Annotated in this window: 13 protein-coding genes and 1 pseudogene; 6 read left to right on the top strand and 8 right to left on the bottom strand. The window is 65.8% G+C overall.

Annotation, left to right across the window (positions count from 1 at the left end; all coding sequences use genetic code 11):
* Positions 1 to 455: 455 nt before the first annotated feature.
* From dmpG to AB0269_RS15160, 5 genes are all read right to left on the bottom strand, one after another.
* Positions 456 to 1,463, bottom strand: a complete 1,008-nt coding sequence (gene dmpG, locus AB0269_RS15180) for a 4-hydroxy-2-oxovalerate aldolase (RefSeq protein ID WP_366212080.1) — start codon at positions 1,461 to 1,463, stop codon at positions 456 to 458.
* Positions 1,460 to 2,407 (bottom strand): acetaldehyde dehydrogenase (acetylating), encoded by a 948-nt coding sequence (locus AB0269_RS15175; protein WP_366212079.1) that lies wholly within the window; start codon positions 2,405 to 2,407, stop codon positions 1,460 to 1,462. The genes dmpG and AB0269_RS15175 overlap by 4 nt, the downstream gene beginning before the upstream one ends.
* 124 nt (positions 2,408 to 2,531) lie before the next feature.
* Positions 2,532 to 3,275, bottom strand: coding sequence for a fumarylacetoacetate hydrolase family protein (locus AB0269_RS15170; RefSeq protein WP_366212078.1), 744 nt, complete (start codon positions 3,273 to 3,275; stop codon positions 2,532 to 2,534).
* A 41-nt stretch (positions 3,276 to 3,316) separates the two neighbouring features.
* On the bottom strand, positions 3,317 to 5,092 hold the full coding sequence (locus tag AB0269_RS15165; RefSeq protein ID WP_366212077.1) for an FAD-dependent monooxygenase: 1,776 nt from the start codon (positions 5,090 to 5,092) through the stop codon (positions 3,317 to 3,319).
* A 57-nt stretch (positions 5,093 to 5,149) separates the two neighbouring features.
* Positions 5,150 to 6,004, bottom strand: coding sequence for an alpha/beta fold hydrolase (locus AB0269_RS15160; protein WP_366212076.1), 855 nt, complete (start codon positions 6,002 to 6,004; stop codon positions 5,150 to 5,152).
* A gap of 116 nt (positions 6,005 to 6,120) precedes the next feature.
* Here AB0269_RS15160 and AB0269_RS15155 point away from each other — a divergent pair, with 116 nt between their 5' ends.
* Positions 6,121 to 6,840 (top strand): GntR family transcriptional regulator, encoded by a 720-nt coding sequence (locus AB0269_RS15155; RefSeq protein ID WP_366212075.1) that lies wholly within the window; start codon positions 6,121 to 6,123, stop codon positions 6,838 to 6,840.
* On the opposite strand, the gene AB0269_RS15150 is transcribed toward AB0269_RS15155, so the two are convergent.
* The 3 genes from AB0269_RS15150 to AB0269_RS15140 form a co-directional block, all read right to left on the bottom strand.
* Entirely contained in the window at positions 6,837 to 7,739 is a 903-nt protein-coding gene (locus AB0269_RS15150) for a hypothetical protein (RefSeq protein WP_366212074.1), read from the bottom strand. The genes AB0269_RS15155 and AB0269_RS15150 overlap by 4 nt on opposite strands.
* 75 nt (positions 7,740 to 7,814) lie before the next feature.
* Complete coding sequence (locus AB0269_RS15145) at positions 7,815 to 8,315, bottom strand: cupin domain-containing protein (protein WP_366212073.1); 501 nt, start codon at positions 8,313 to 8,315, stop codon at positions 7,815 to 7,817.
* Positions 8,315 to 9,097, bottom strand: coding sequence for an SDR family oxidoreductase (locus AB0269_RS15140; protein WP_366212072.1), 783 nt, complete (start codon positions 9,095 to 9,097; stop codon positions 8,315 to 8,317). Before AB0269_RS15140 ends, AB0269_RS15145 begins: the two co-directional genes overlap by 1 nt.
* Before the next feature lie 42 nt (positions 9,098 to 9,139).
* On the opposite strand from AB0269_RS15140, the gene AB0269_RS15135 reads away from it, so the two are divergent.
* The 5 genes and pseudogenes from AB0269_RS15135 to AB0269_RS15115 form a co-directional block, all read left to right on the top strand.
* The gene (locus AB0269_RS15135; RefSeq protein ID WP_366212071.1) at positions 9,140 to 9,934 is read left to right on the top strand and encodes an IclR family transcriptional regulator; all 795 of its coding nucleotides are present in this window, start codon (positions 9,140 to 9,142) and stop codon (positions 9,932 to 9,934) included.
* A gap of 393 nt (positions 9,935 to 10,327) precedes the next feature.
* Positions 10,328 to 11,464 (top strand): TRAP transporter substrate-binding protein DctP, encoded by a 1,137-nt coding sequence (gene dctP / locus AB0269_RS15130; protein WP_366212070.1) that lies wholly within the window; start codon positions 10,328 to 10,330, stop codon positions 11,462 to 11,464.
* An 85-nt stretch (positions 11,465 to 11,549) separates the two neighbouring features.
* Complete coding sequence (locus AB0269_RS15125) at positions 11,550 to 12,074, top strand: TRAP transporter small permease subunit (RefSeq protein WP_366212069.1); 525 nt, start codon at positions 11,550 to 11,552, stop codon at positions 12,072 to 12,074.
* A 33-nt stretch (positions 12,075 to 12,107) separates the two neighbouring features.
* The gene (locus tag AB0269_RS15120; protein WP_366212068.1) at positions 12,108 to 13,523 is read left to right on the top strand and encodes a TRAP transporter large permease; all 1,416 of its coding nucleotides are present in this window, start codon (positions 12,108 to 12,110) and stop codon (positions 13,521 to 13,523) included.
* Positions 13,524 to 13,926: 403 nt separating this feature from the next.
* Positions 13,927 to 14,633: pseudogene (locus AB0269_RS15115) on the top strand (ISL3-like element ISPfr2 family transposase); the annotation flags it as partial.

The following is a 14,633-nucleotide window of genomic DNA, read 5'->3' as shown; positions in this document are numbered from 1 at the left end:
TCGGGTTCCGCAACCTGACCAACTACATCGCCCGAAGCCTGCTCGAGACCGGCGGCTTCAGACCCCAACTCCTACACCCCCGATTGGGATGAGCCAGCAAACGACGTGGAGCATTGCTGGTCTGGTAGCGACCTCACGCCAATACCGGAACCTATCGCACGGTACCCCTCCGGAAGTGCCGCTGCGGGTTTCGAACTCGCGCTCCCGCTGCTCCTGTTCGCATTATTGTTCGCTGACAGTTGAGCAAGAAATTCGCCCAGCCCGCCCAGGAGAACAAGCACACCCAACACTCCCATCAGCTCGCTGATGAATCTCACTCCCCTGCCAGGTGGCTTTACTCGCACCTGGCGCGGTGTCGGCGTCGGAACTAGAGGTCTCGGCGGCCCTCGGCACGACCGCGTCTTCGTCAAAGAGGTCAGCCCCGGGGTGAGAGTGTCAGTCCCGGGGTGAGCGCGTCAGCCTCGGCGCGAGAGCTCCAACGCGACATCCTCGATCATGTCCTCTTGACCGCCGATGAGGTTGCGTTGCCCGACGCCGAGGAGGATGTCGCGGGCGTCGAGGCCGTACTGGGCGCCCACCCGCTCGGCGTGCCGCAGGAAGCTCGAGTACACGCCCGCATAACCGAGCGTGAGCGTCTCGCGATCGACCTGGACCGGGCGATCCTGCAGCGGCCGGACGAGATCGTCCGCCGCGTCCTGCAGCGCGAAGACATCCGCGCCCACTTCCCACCCCTGCAGCTTCGCGACGGCGACCAGCGGCTCAATCGGGGTGTTGCCCGCTCCCGCACCGTGGCCGGCGAGCGAAGCATCCACCCGGGTCGCGCCCTCTTCCATGGCGACGATCGAGTTCGCCACAGCGAGCGAGAGGTTCTGATGGGCGTGGATCCCGATCTGGGTCTCGGCCTTCAGCACGTCGCGATAGGCGCGCACGCGGTCGCGGACGCCATCCATCGTGAGGCGTCCGGCCGAGTCGGTCACATAGACGCAGTCGGCGCCGTAGCTTTCCATGAGCTTCGCCTGCTGCGCGAGCGAGGCGGGGTCGTTCAGGTGCGCCATCATGAGGAAGCCCGAGACATCCATGCCCCATGACTTCGCGGTCTCGATGTGCTGCTTGGCGACATCCGCCTCGGTGCTGTGCGTCGCGATCCGTACCGAGCGTACCCCAAGGTCGTAGGCGCGTCGCAGGTCGGAGATCGTCCCGATGCCCGGCAGCAGCAGCGTGGTGAGCACTGCGTGCTCGACGACCGCGGCGACGGCCTCGATCCAGTCCCCGTTGGTGTGCGAGCCGGCGCCATAGGTCAGGCTGTTCCCGGCGAGTCCATCGCCGTGAGCGACCTCGATGGCATCGACTCCCGCGGCGTCGAGCGCGCGGGCGATCTCTGCTGCCTTGGCCGGGTCGAGCCGGTGGCGAAGCGCGTGCATGCCGTCACGCAGGGTGACGTCCTGCAGGTAGATGCGGGTCATGCGGTCACCTCCTGTCGTGCCGTGATCATGCGTTCGGCTGTCCGCATGGCGGCCGAGGTCATTATGTCCAGGTTTCCGGCGTATGCGGGCAGGTACATCGCGGCGCCCTCCACTTCGAGATAGACGCTGATCTTGGTGTACTCGGCCGCGCTTCGGTCTTCGTCGACGAGCGTGTCGAGCTCGGCGTCCTCATCGCTGAACTGCACGTCGTGCTTGAGACGGTAGCCCGCGACGTACTCCGCGACCGCGGCGACGCGCTCGCGGATCGCGACGGTGACCGATTCACGCTGCTCGGCGCTCAGTCGCTCTGTGATCATCAGCACCGTGTCGCGCATGATCATGGGCGGCTCGGCGGGGTTCAGGACGATGATCGCCTTGCCACGTGCGGCTCGCCCAACTTGCTCGATGGCCGTCGCGGTCGTCTCGGTAAACTCGTCGATGTTCGCCCGTGTTCCTGGACCCGCCGACTTCGAGGCGATGGATGCCACGATCTCGGCGTAGTGGACCGGCACGACGCCGCTCACCGCGTTCACGATCGGGATGGTCGCCTGGCCGCCGCATGTGACCATGTTCACGTTCGCGGCATCGAGGTGATCCTCGAGGTTCGCGACCGGCACGACGTAGGGGCCGATCGCCGCGGGGGTCAGATCTACCATCAGCTTGTTGTACGGCTCGAGTGCCTTCGCGTTGTGCCTATGCGCACCTGCACTGGTGGCGTCGAAGACGACCTCAATCTCGTCGAACCCGGGAAGCGCGATGAGCCCCTCGACGCCCTCTGCCGTGATCGGGACCCCGAGGCGACGCGCGCGGGCGAGACCGTCGGACTCGGGATCGATGCCGACCATGGCACCCATCTCGAGGTAGCTGCTCAGCCGCATGATCTTGAACATGAGATCGGTTCCGATGTTGCCGGAGCCGATAATGGCGACCTTCTTCTTCGTCATGGACTGCCTTTCGCGCTTCGTCTTCAGGTTTGCGCCCCGGCCAGTATTAACCGGGGCGAGAGACTACGTTGACTTTAAGCTCGGTCACCGGCGTCCGAGACGGGTGTTCCGCTCACCGGACGAGTTATGACGCTGTCGCCGAGACGGAACCGAGTCCGGTCAGGGTCGCGGTGACCTTCGTGCCCGGGCCGAACGGCACCATCGGACCAAGTGCGCCCGACAGCACCACCTCACCGGCACGCAGCGGCCGGTTCAACCGGTGCGCGGTGCGTGCCACCCAGAGGAGCGCGGTGCGGGGATCTCCCAGACATGCCGCGCCGTTTCCGCGCGACACCACCTCGCCGTCACATTCCAACACCATCTCGATGGCCACCGTGTCGATATCGGCCAGGGGAACCCGCACGTCCCCCAGGACGAACATTCCGCTGGACGCATTGTCGGCGATCGTGTCGACGATCGAGATGTCCCAGTCCGCGACGCGACTGTCGACGATCTCGAGTGCCGGCCCGACGCAATCAACGGCCTCGAGCACGAGCTCCGGATCGTCCACGTCGCGGGCGAGGAAGAACGCGAGCTCTGCCTCGATGCGCGGCTGCAGCAGACGTGCCGAGGGCACCTCGGCCAGCGCCGTGGCGTCCATGTCGGCGAGTAAAACGCCGAAGTCGGGCTGATCGACGCCCAGCTGCCGTTGAACGGACTCGGACGTCAGGCCCACCTTGCGTCCGACACGGGCATTCCCGCCGTTTGCCAGTTGTCCTAGCACCGCTTCCTGCACCCGGTAGGCCGCTTCGACGTCGGTGCCGAGGGTTTCCCGCAGGGGCGCGATCGGCTCGCGCGTGCGGAGGGCCGTGACCAGCCGGTCGGCCATCTGCGCGATGGCGGGATCCGTCACCACCGGAGGCGTCGCGCTCATGCCCGGGTCCCGGCGAGCGCGGGCGCTCCCAGCAGACGAGCCAGGACGTCCTCGAGCTGGGCCCGAGCATCCGCCGCGTCCATCGGCGCCGTCAGCGCACGCCACGCGACGACCCCGTCCGGGCGCACCAGGACGGCACCCCCGTCGTCCACCTCGCGGACGCGGTGCCATTCGTAGTAGAGGTCGTCCGCTCCGGGTTCTCCGATCGTGATGGTCCGCAACCGCGGGTGCGCCAGCACCTCGGCAGCCTCGGCCCATGCGACGCCGCTCGGGCTGATCAGAACTGTCAAGTAAGGCCCGCCGACGATGTCGAGAGTCGAGAGTCGGCGACCCTTCGCGCCGACCAGCCAGGCGTGTGGCACCTTGGCTCCCGGGCGGGTGGTGGGCTGCACGTACAGGTCGCGGTCGCGCTGCCAGATCTCGGGCGCTCCGTGGGCGTCCGGGATCACCGCGTTCGACTCGTACCGCTGGTTCATCTCGATGCCCTGCGCGTTGAACTCGTACTGCTTGAGGTCGATCGCCGCGGCCAGCGCCGCACGGGCCGCCGCGCCATCCGCGTTCTGCGCCTTCAGTCGGGCGGGGCCCGAGGGTCCGCCCTCGTACGAGGGCTTGAGCGCTTCGTGGATCGGCGCGTAGTCGCGGCGGGACTGGTTGGCGCGGGCGACGATTTGCTTGCCGACCGGCGCGCGTTCGGCGGTATAGGACTCCAGCAGGACCGGATCGGCGTCGCCTTGCACGACGAAGGCGAGCTTCCAGGCGAGGTTGAAGGCATCCTGGATGCAGGTGTTCGACCCCAGGCCGCTCGAGGGCGGGTGCCGATGCGTCGCGTCGCCTCCGCAGAAGATCCGGCCGTTGGAGTACACGGCCGCGGACGCTTCGTTCACGTACCACGGGGCGATCGAGGTGATCTCGGGCTCGAAGTCCGGGTCGCCGACGTACGCGCGGATCCGTGCCAGGGCGGTTTCTCGACTTACGTCGGGATCCCCCTTCGTCATGTCGAACCCCCAGCCGGCGATCCAGGTGTCCCATGGTTTGACGGCGCGCAGAAGCCCGAAGCCGATCTCTCCGACGGCAACCTCCGGATTGACAATGAAGTTAAGGATGCTCGGGCGGTGGGCGACGTACTGGCTGAGGTCACCGCGGAACTGCGCGTACACGTGGCCCGCCCGACCCAGCTGTCCCTCGACCGTGAGCCCGGCTGAATCCATGACCCGCGAACGGGCACCGTCGGCGCCCACCAGGTAGCGGACGCGCTGCTCGTAGTCGATCCCATTGAGCCGGTCGCGCAGCGAGACGGTGACTCCTTCCGCATCTTGCACGCTGGAGATGTACTCCGTGCTGAACGAGATCTTCGCGCCGTGGCCTGCCGCCGCGTTCACCAGGATCGGCTCCACCAGGGTCTGCGGGATGTCCAGCATCGTCGCCGGGCTCGATCGCAGATAGTCGCCGTGGCGATCGTCGCCCGTGCCCCACGTGCGCATGCGGAAGACCTCGGGCCCGACGAGGCTCGTGGTGAAGAGCGTGTCGCCGATCGACTCCCACGGCGTGGCCTGCTCCTGGAGCCGCTCTTCTACGCCGAGGCTGCGCAGCACTTCGGCCGCGCGCAGGTTCATGATGTGCGCTCGCGGCGTGTCGGCCAACCACGGCTGGCGCGAGATCGCATTCACTCGCACGCCGTACTGAGCGAGCGCCAGCGCGGTGGTCCCACCCATCGGACCGAGGCCCACAACCAGTACGTCCGCGTCGAAGTGCGCGTCGTGATCGACCATCATTTTTCCCTCGTCATTGAAAGTCCCGCATTACTAATATTTTAGTATGATAGCAGACGGCTACCCCTCCAGGAATTGCACGTGCATGCTGTTGAACTCCTCAGGCTTCTCCCACTGCGGCCAATGACCGGCCCCCTTTATGACTTCCAATGTGCTGCCCGGAATCAGTTTCAGCAGGATCTCAGCGTCCTCGACGGTGGCCGTCGGATCCTTGTCCGTCCACAGCAGCAGCGTCGGGGCCGTGATCATTCCGCACCATTCGGCCGTCCAAATGTAGGGGGCCCGGTGCTCCCAGTCCTGAACAGCCAGGATGTTCTCCATCGCCCGCTCGAAACCCTCCTGCTGGTAGAGCCGCTGGCGGAAGCGGATCAGCTCGTCCGTGACCAGGGACTTGTCCCCGAAGAGCCACTCCACCCGTGCCCGGACGGTCTCGTAGGTCGAGTCGCGCACCGCTGCGAGGCTCGACGCTTTCAGGCCGGCCATGACCTTCGGATTGTTCGTGATGTTTCCGGGGGTGTTCAACACCAGGCGGTCGACGCGATCCGGGTGGTGGGCCGCCGTCCACGCGGCCACCCATCCACCGAGCGATTCACCGGAGAGGTGTGCACGCTCGATCCCCAGCACGTCCAGCACGGCGACCAGGTGATCACTCAAGTAGTCGATCAGGTAGGGGCGGTTGGGCTTTTCCGAGAGCCCATGCCCGACCATGTCGAACAGCACCAGCCGAAAGTGCTGGGACAGTTCTCGAACGTTTCGCGTGTAGGCCTCGAGATGCCCACCGGTCCCGTGCACCATCACCAGGGTCGGGCCACTGCCCGCCTCGACGATTCGCGTCCTGATCCCGGCCGCATTGACGAAGTGCTGTCGCAATTCGACGCCGGCGAAGTCGCCCCAGATGCTGAGGTGAGGTTCCATAATTTTCCTTTTCTGTTGATTCATTCGGAGTCGGGCGCGGTTGCCAGGGGCGATTCCGCAGTCCGCGTGGGGTCGGAAAGTCGAGCCGGGCACGCTAAAACGCTAGAATCTGGCGTATGAGCCTTCCCGACGTGGCCTATGGCATATCGCCGCCCCGCAAGAGCGATATGGTCTACCGCGCGATCAAGCAGGATCTGATCCGCGGCAAGTACAAGGTCGGACAGGATCTCGTCATCGTCGATCTGTCGGGACGCCTCGGAACGAGCCGACAGCCGGTCCTGGAAGCGCTCAAGCGCCTCGACCGGGAAGGTTTCGTCGAGGTCATCCCCCAGATCGGCGTTCGGACGATCCGTCCCACGGCCGACGGGGTACGGGACTTCTACCGCGTGTTCGGCAACGTTGAAGGCCTGGCCGCCGAGATCGCGGCAGGACGGGTCCTTCCCGACGAGATGGAACAGCTTCGCCTGCGAACCGCCGAGATGGACGAACGCGTCTCTGCCGGAGAGGTGCCTATGATCGACTATTTGCTGCTCAACCGGCGGGTGCACTCGGCGATCCACACGATGACCGGCTCGCCCGAGGTGATCCGAGCCGCCGAGGCGTACTGGGACAAGAGCGATTTTCTGATCGCGACGATCTTCGGCTCGTCCGACGATGCGAATTCCTTCCGTGTGAGTCATGATCACGACGCCATCCTCCAGGCGATCGAACGGGGGGACGCGCCCGGTGCGCGCAAACTCGCGACCGAGCACATCCTCTCCGTGGGTCGAGCCCTCGCAGACCGGCTGCAACACAGCTCGGACTCGACGGCGGCTACGCCCGGTGTCGCCATCTAGGCGATCGGGAAGGTGGTGCCGATCCCCATTCCGGTGATCCACTCCGGGACGGGCTCGTAGCTCGTCCACACGAGGGGCTTGCCGACGGCGATCTGTCCGATGATCCAGGTGCGCAGTTCCTGCCCCCCGTTGCCCGCGTTGAGTTCGAGGCCTTCGTGGCCCTCTTCGATGATCGGGGTGGGGTCGCCCGCCTCCATCTGGTCGAGAAACCATCGGTCCCACTCGACGTTCACCCGGGCATCGGGGTTGCCGCCCATTGCGCGCACTCGAGGTTCTCGGACCGCGGCGAAAGCACGGGTGTCCGCACGCCCGTGGATGAGCGGGGTGCGCCGCTCTTCGGGCAGCTCGCGCGGATCATTGCTCGGCAGCCAGTGGGACAGCCCGCCGCTGGCGAGCACCAGGACACGCTCGGCTCCGTTCCACGCGCGCAGCGCGGCACCAAGAGCCTCGCCGAGAGCTGCGCTGCGACGCAGGCTCGGAAGCGGCGGCGCGGCGGTGTTCACGATGAGTGGCACCATCGGGATCGGCTTGTCGGGACTGATCATCTCCCAGCCCTGCACGATGCCGTGATCGAGCGTGATGTTGTACGACAATGCGATGTCGAAGTCGCGGGCGCTGAGTTCGGCGTGAACCGCCCAGGCGAGGTCGCCCGCTATCGGAACCTCACCGGCGAACGTGTCGAAATCGCCGAAGCCCTCCGCCTTCTCGACCCCGAGCGCGAACGGCGGCATCATGTCGTAGAAGTTGCCGTGGAAGTGGTCGGGTCCGATCGCGACCACCACATCCGGTGCGAGCTCGGTGACGACCCGGGATACTCGAGCCACGTCGGCCATGAACGCGCCTCCGGGTGCGTTTGGCGATGCCGGCGGGGTCATCGTCGCGTAAGGCGCATGGGACATGCCGACGAAACCTACGATTTCACTCACGTGTATACCTTTCTGGGATGTATTCGCGTGCGGGAGTGCGGATGTGACTCATGACTCTTCCCACGACTGGCGGCGTGCCTCGTCGACCGAGACCAGGCCGGCGCTCTGCCGTCGTCCCAGGCCGAGGAGGCCGAGGAGCCGCGAGTTCTCGATCGTCAGGAATTCGACCGACGCGTCGGACGAATCGTTGTAGTGGCGGTGCCAGGTCCAGGGCGGCGTGTAGATGAAATCACCGGTGGCCCATGCTTCGGTCTCGTCCTCCAGCTCGGTGTGACCGTGGCCGGAAATGACGAAATGCACGGTTTCGTGGTGATGACGCTGCATGTCGCTGCTCCTGTCTGCAGGAATCTCTTGCCGGAAGATCTCGAACGTGACCGTCGGCAGCCGGCCCGCGATGGACAGTGCGCTGGGGTTGTGCACCCGACCCTCGGGTAACGCCTCGAGCTCGTCCGCATGGACGACGAAGGGCCGGGCCTCGCCCGGAAGGACATTCTCAGAAATCGAGGAAAGAAACTCGCCGAGCGAGAACCCGGGCCCGCTGAGCGACATCAGATGGTCACCGTCCGTCCGCCGTCGACCGTGAGTACGGTGCCGTTGATGTATCCGGCTTCGGGTGAAGCCAGAAACGCTATCGCCGCGGCGATCTCGCCGGGTTCGGCGGGACGCCCGACGGGGACATCCGCAGAATCCTCGCAGGACACGTCCTCGAACTCCCGCCCGGTGGACGCGGCCCGCGCAGCGATGATCTCGGTCCTGCGCTCGGTTGCCGTCGCGCCCGGTGCTACGCAGTTCACGGTGACACCGCCTGCCGCGAACTCGAGCGAGAACAGCTTCGCGGCTGCCGTCATCGCCGAACGCAGGACGACCGATGCCGCGAGCCCCGGCTGCGGATGGCGTACAGCGGTGGATGTCACGACAATCACGCGGCCGAATCCGCGTTCCGCCATGCCCGGAAGCGCACGTTCCAAGATCCGCACGGGCCCCAGCAGCAGGAGGTCGAACGCCGAGCGCCAATCCGTGTCCGTGAGCTCACCGACACGCGCGGGGGGCGGCCCGCCGGCGTTCAGAACGAGGACATCGGGTGCCCCGAAGCGGGTCGTCACTTCTTCGAGGAAGGCGTCGGCCCTGTCCGGCTCAGACAGATCGTGGGCGACGAAGCCCACCTCCGCGCCCATTGCTAGTCGGAGCTCGTCCGCGGCCTGCTCCAGCCGATCGGGGCGTCGCCCCACGAGCACGACCCGGTGGCCACGGCGAGCCAGCGCTTCGCCCGCGGCCCTGCCGATTCCCGTCGATCCGCCGCCCACGATGGCGACGGGTCCAGTCTCACTCATCTCTTGCTCCTTTGAAGTGCGTCGGGTTTAGAGTGAGGTCTCATGGCGGAGGAGACAAATTTCAGTCCTACTGACCGGGACACGAATGATGCGCGCGAGGCGCCCTCCGGTGGACTCGATCGCGCTGCGGCGATCTTCGATGCGTTCAACGACGCGCATCGGAGCCTGACCCTCGCGGCGCTCGTCCGTCGCTCCGGCCTTCCGCGGTCAACCGTGCACCGCACGGCTGACCGGATGATCAAGCTCGGGTGGCTCGACAAACCGCACGACCGTTATCGGATCGGCACGCGCATCTTCGAACTCTCCGGGTTGGTGTCCGTGCGACGCGAACTGCGGGAGGCTGCGCTGCCGTTCATGCAGGACCTGTACACCGCCGCACAGACGGCCGTCCAGTTGGGCGTGCTCGACGGCGAGCACGTGCTAGTGGTCGAGAAGATCAGTGGGCATCGTCGCATGCCCATGCTGTCGCAGGTCGGGTCGATGATTCCGGCGCATTGCTCTGGGCTCGGACGGGCAATCCTCGCCCACTCGCCGGAAGAGACCATACAGGCGATCCTTCGGGCGGGTTTGCGGGGGCGGACACCCGAGACAATCACCTCTGCTGCCGCGTGGCGAGCCGAGTTAGCTGCGATCAAAGCGCGGGGGTGGGCCGCCGATCGTGGCGAGGGAAACGTCGGGATCAACTGTGTCGCGGCACCGGTGCTCAACCTGCGGGGTGACGCCGTCGCGGCGCTCTCGGTCACCGGCCCCGCGACGTTGATCAATCCCGAGCGCCTCGCCGCGGCGGTGCAATTGGCCGCGGCGGCGGCATCCCGCTCCTATGCACACCGCACTTAAGGGAAAGTGTCGTCCCACTGTGTGGGACGTCCTGGTGCGGCGTGGTCGCCGCATAGCGAAGGTTGCAAGACGATCGACTGGACTCTTCGACGGAAACTCCGAGATCGCCTGGCCACATTGGTGATGACATTCTGCGGAGGTCGAATGCTAGTATTTCAGAGGTCGCGGTCTCCGCGAAGAGGACAACGCACGACAAAGGAGTTTGTACTGCGAGCATTCCCTTCGCGATTTCTCCCCAGGGTCTCCCGGGACGGGTACCTGCCGCAGGGCGGCAGTGAGTGAAACAGACGCTCTCCCCTTCACGTGTGGGGAACCATCCGCGTCCCTACCGACCGGCTGCACAGCGGCAGCCGGTCACGCAACGAGTGCACAACAGTTAGAAAGGACTAGCTCATGAGCCCGATCAGTAGGCCTCGACGTCACGCCCGAACGCTGGCGTTCGGAGTCGTCGCAGCCCTCGCTCTCGCCGGATGCTCCGGCGTGAACGGCGGCGAAGACGGCGGCAGTGGCGGCGAAGACGGCGGCAGTGGCGGCGAGTTGGTGATCAGGTTGGCGACCTGGATCGGCCCTGCAACCCCGTACGGTGTTGCTCTCGAAGAGTTCGTCACCACCGTCGACGAACTCTCGGACGGCGAGATCACGATCGAGCCGTTCTGGGACGGCGCCCTGCTCGCCGGTCCCGACCTGCTCACCGGTGCCGGGGACGGGCGCGCCGACCTGGCGTATCTGCCCACGCACTACAACCCGGCCGAGCTGCCCCTCTCGCAGCTGACCACCGTGCCGTTCCTTACATCCGACGTTCCCGCCGCCGAGGCGACATGGGAGACCCTGCTGGAGAGCGACGAGGCGTTCGCCGCCGAGTACGCCGAGAGCGGCGTCACACCCCTGACGGTGCACGGCACGACCACGAATATCCTGGCGACGACCGAGCCCGTCCCGGGCTTCGACTGGCTCGACGGCCGCAGCCTCCGCGCCACGAGCTACAGCGCGAACGCCGTTCAGCTCGCCGGCGCGAATCCCGTGGCACTCGCCCTGAACGAGATCTACGAGTCCGTCGAACGCGGTGTCGTCGACGGTTTCACGACGATGAACCTGGGCACGATCCCGTCCGTGAGCCTGCAGGAAGTGACTCCCTACGTCGTCGATGCGGGACTCGGCATGTACGCGACGTCGCTGCTGGTCGCGAACACCTCCTTCTGGGACGGCCTGAGCGAGGACCACAAGGCCGTCCTGACCGAGGCGATCGACACGCTCGACGAGTCGTACTGGTCAGCGCTCAGCGACGTCGAGGAAGAGGCGTGCTCGACCATCCTCGAGGAGGGGGGCGAGGTTACCCAGTGGCCCGACGCCGAGAAGAAGCTCTGGCAGGACGCGGTCGGAGACACGATTCTCGACGAGTGGAAGGCGCAGGTCGAGGCCCAGGGCGTCGACGCCGATGCCTTCTACGACTCGTACATGGAGTCGCTCGACGAAAACGCCACCGACTATGTCGACGGCGTCGTGATCTGCGCACAAAGATCACAAAGATAGTGCACCACCTCTGCGTCGTGTCGATCAGCGGCATATCGCACCCGACCGGCACGACGCAGAGCATTCAGAGAAAGGGCAGGGCAAGATGCTGTTCACAAAGTACGTGAGCCGGCCGCTCGGCGTGCTGGCGGGCGCCGCGGTGTTCATTCTGATGGCGCTGACGCTCACCGAGGTCATCTCACGCGCCATCACGGGCCGGAGTATGCCCGGAATCGTGGAGTACAGCGAGGTCGTCCTGGCGATCTCGGTCTTCCTGGCACTGGGCCTGACCCAGGCGGAAGGCCAGCACATCACAACGTCGATCATGACCTCGAGGTTGTCCGACAAACCGCGACGCGTGGTCATCGGAGTGTTCGGGCTTGTCGGCATCATCGTGGTGGTCGTCATGGTCGCCGTCACCGCGATCGTGGCCATCCAGTCAATCCAGACCGGCGAGTACCGCTTCGGACTCGCCAAGGTACCCCTGTCGCCGGCTCGGGTCGCGGTCGTGATCGGCCTCACGGTGTTCCTCGTCGAATACGGATTGACGCTGCGGCGCGAGGTCTTTACTCGATCGCGCGATCGGGACGATTTCGACCTTTCGGACGCGGCGCGTGATGTCACCTTCTAAATCACCTTCTCGCCCGATCGGACGGATCCAGTCATGCCTGTAGAGGTACTCATCATCGCGGCCGTGGCGGTCATTATCCTGATCGCGTTCATCGTCAGTGAGCAGCCGATCTGGATCGGCCTGGCCGCCGCGGGCAGCATCGGCCTGCTCATGCTCGAGGGATCCGGCATCACTGTCGCCACCATCGGGTCGAAGCCTTTCTCCGCGGTATCGAGCTACTCTCTCGTCATCATCCCCATGTTCGTGTTGATGGGCGTGATCGCAACCCGAGCGGGGTTGGCTGAGGATATCTTCGCCGTTGCGAGAAAGTTCTCGAGGCGCCTGCCGGGAAGCCTCGGAATCGCCACCGTCCTGGCTTCGGGCGGCTTCGGTGCCGTCTCGGGATCGAGCGCCGCCACCGTGGTCACCGTGGGCCGGATGGCCGTCGGAGAGATGACGAACAGCGGTTACCGCCCGAACTCGGCCGCCGCCCTGGTGGCCATCGGGGGAACGCTTGGCGTCCTGATCCCCCCCAGCATCGCGCTGATCGTCTTCGCATCGCTGACGGGTGAATCCGTGGGTGCCCTGCTGCTCGCCGCCGTCATTCCCGGGATCCTGACCATCCTCGTTTACTCGATCATGGTAGTCATCATGTATCGGCGGGGATCGCTCACCGAGCCCGGTGTCGTCGCCTCGCGAGCCGGCGCGGCAGCGAAGGGCGGTGCCAAGAAGTCATCGCGCGTTCAGGGTGCCGAACTCACTCAGACTTTCGTCATCGCTTCGGAGCGTTCGTCGATCACGCGTCGCAACATCGTCGGAGCGCTCTACGCAGGAGGTCTCTTCCTGATCATCGTCGGCGGACTCTACACGGGACTCGTCACCGCGACCGAATCTGGAGCGATGGCCGCGGCCATCGCACTCGTGATCCTGGGCATCCGCTTGTGGCGCACCGGCCCGAAGAAGCTCGCCGTTAACCTGAAGGACTCGTTCGCCGAGGCAACCTCACTCAGCGCGATGATCTTCGCCCTCCTGCTGGGCGGGTCGATCTTCTCGTACTTCATTGTCTCGACGCGGATCCCCGCCGAACTCGCCCGATTCATCATCGACGCGGATCTTCCCGTGTACGGCGTGCTGATCGCCGCGATCATTCTGCTCGTCATCCTCGGCGCATTCCTCGAGTCCCTGTCGCTGATGCTCATCACCGTCCCCCTGCTCTATCCGATCGCCGCGGGCATCGGCGTGGATGGCATCTGGTTCGGCATCCTCGTCGTCAAGGCCGTCGAGATCGGACTCGTCACCCCGCCGTTCGGGCTCAATGTGTTCGTGGCGGCGGGAATTTCGAAGAAGACGACGGCAGAAGGCATCTTTCGCGCCGTCCTGCCTATGATCCTGGCCGAGTTCGTTGTGATCGCACTCCTTCTCGCCGTCCCCGAGTTGGTGACCTGGCTACCAGGACTCGTGCGCGGCTGATCGATCCGCCGTGCGCTGCCGGGCAGTCGGCGCGGGCGAGATAGATTCGAAACTTGAAATCCCTCTCCCTGGCGCGCGGCGCCCACACGATCGAGCAGCTTGTCGGCTGGCGTCGATACGACCGGCATAGGGAAAGTAGGCGGCCAATCTCTCGAAGCTACAGCCCTGTTAGCCGAAGCATCCGGGTGCATCCGTGGCCGAACCACATGACGAGGTCATTGCGAGGAGCTATTAGGACCCGTCACTGCTAGCCGGAGTTCGCTCGCGCCGCGAGAGCTTCAGAACTCCCCAATTGCGAGCCCAAGGCGCAGATACAGGTCGGTGACCGCCTCGTTGTTCACGCGGTACTTCACCCAGACTCCCTTGCGAGATTCGCCGGAGGTTATCGGTGGATCCGCGATCACAAGACACCAGCGCCGCGGCGGAGCCACGCGCGAAGCTCTCGCGCACCGGGCTGCGGTGGGCGCTGGAAGGATCGTGGTCGCACACCTCACCGTCGCCCGTGTCGCCGAGGGACTCGGGGTCGCGTGGGACACCGCCAACAACGCGGTCCTGGCCGAAGGCAAGCGGCTGCTGATCAACGACCCCACGCGGTTCGAGGGCGTGAAGGTCATTGGCGTCGATGAGCACGTCTGGCGCCACACCAGGCGTGGCGACAAGTACGTCACCGTGATCATCGACCTCACCCCGGTCCGCGATGGCGCCGGCCCAGCAAGGCTGCTGGACATGGTCGAGGGCCGGTCGAAGGCGGCGTTCAAGACCTGGCTCGCCGACCGCGACGACGCCTTCCGTGACGCGGTCGAGGTGGTCGCGATGGACGGCTTCACCGGGTTCAAGACCGCCGCTGCAGAGGAGATCCCGGACGCGGTCACGGTGATGGATCCCTTCCACGCCGTGCGCCTGGCCGGTGACGCCCTCGACAGGTGCCGGCGCCGGGTCCAACTCGCGATCCACGGGCACCGTGGGTTCAGGGACGACCCGCTCTACAAGTCGCGGCGCACGCTGCACACCGGCGCGGACCTGCTCACCGACAAGCAGAGCGACAGGCTACGCGCGCTGTTCGTTGATGACGCTCACGTCGAGGTCGAGGCGACCTGGGGTGTCTACCAG

It is taken from the genome of Microbacterium sp. NPDC077644 (assembly GCF_040702785.1).
Classification (GTDB): domain Bacteria; phylum Actinomycetota; class Actinomycetes; order Actinomycetales; family Microbacteriaceae; genus Microbacterium.
This window is presented reverse-complemented; position numbering and strand designations above follow the sequence as displayed.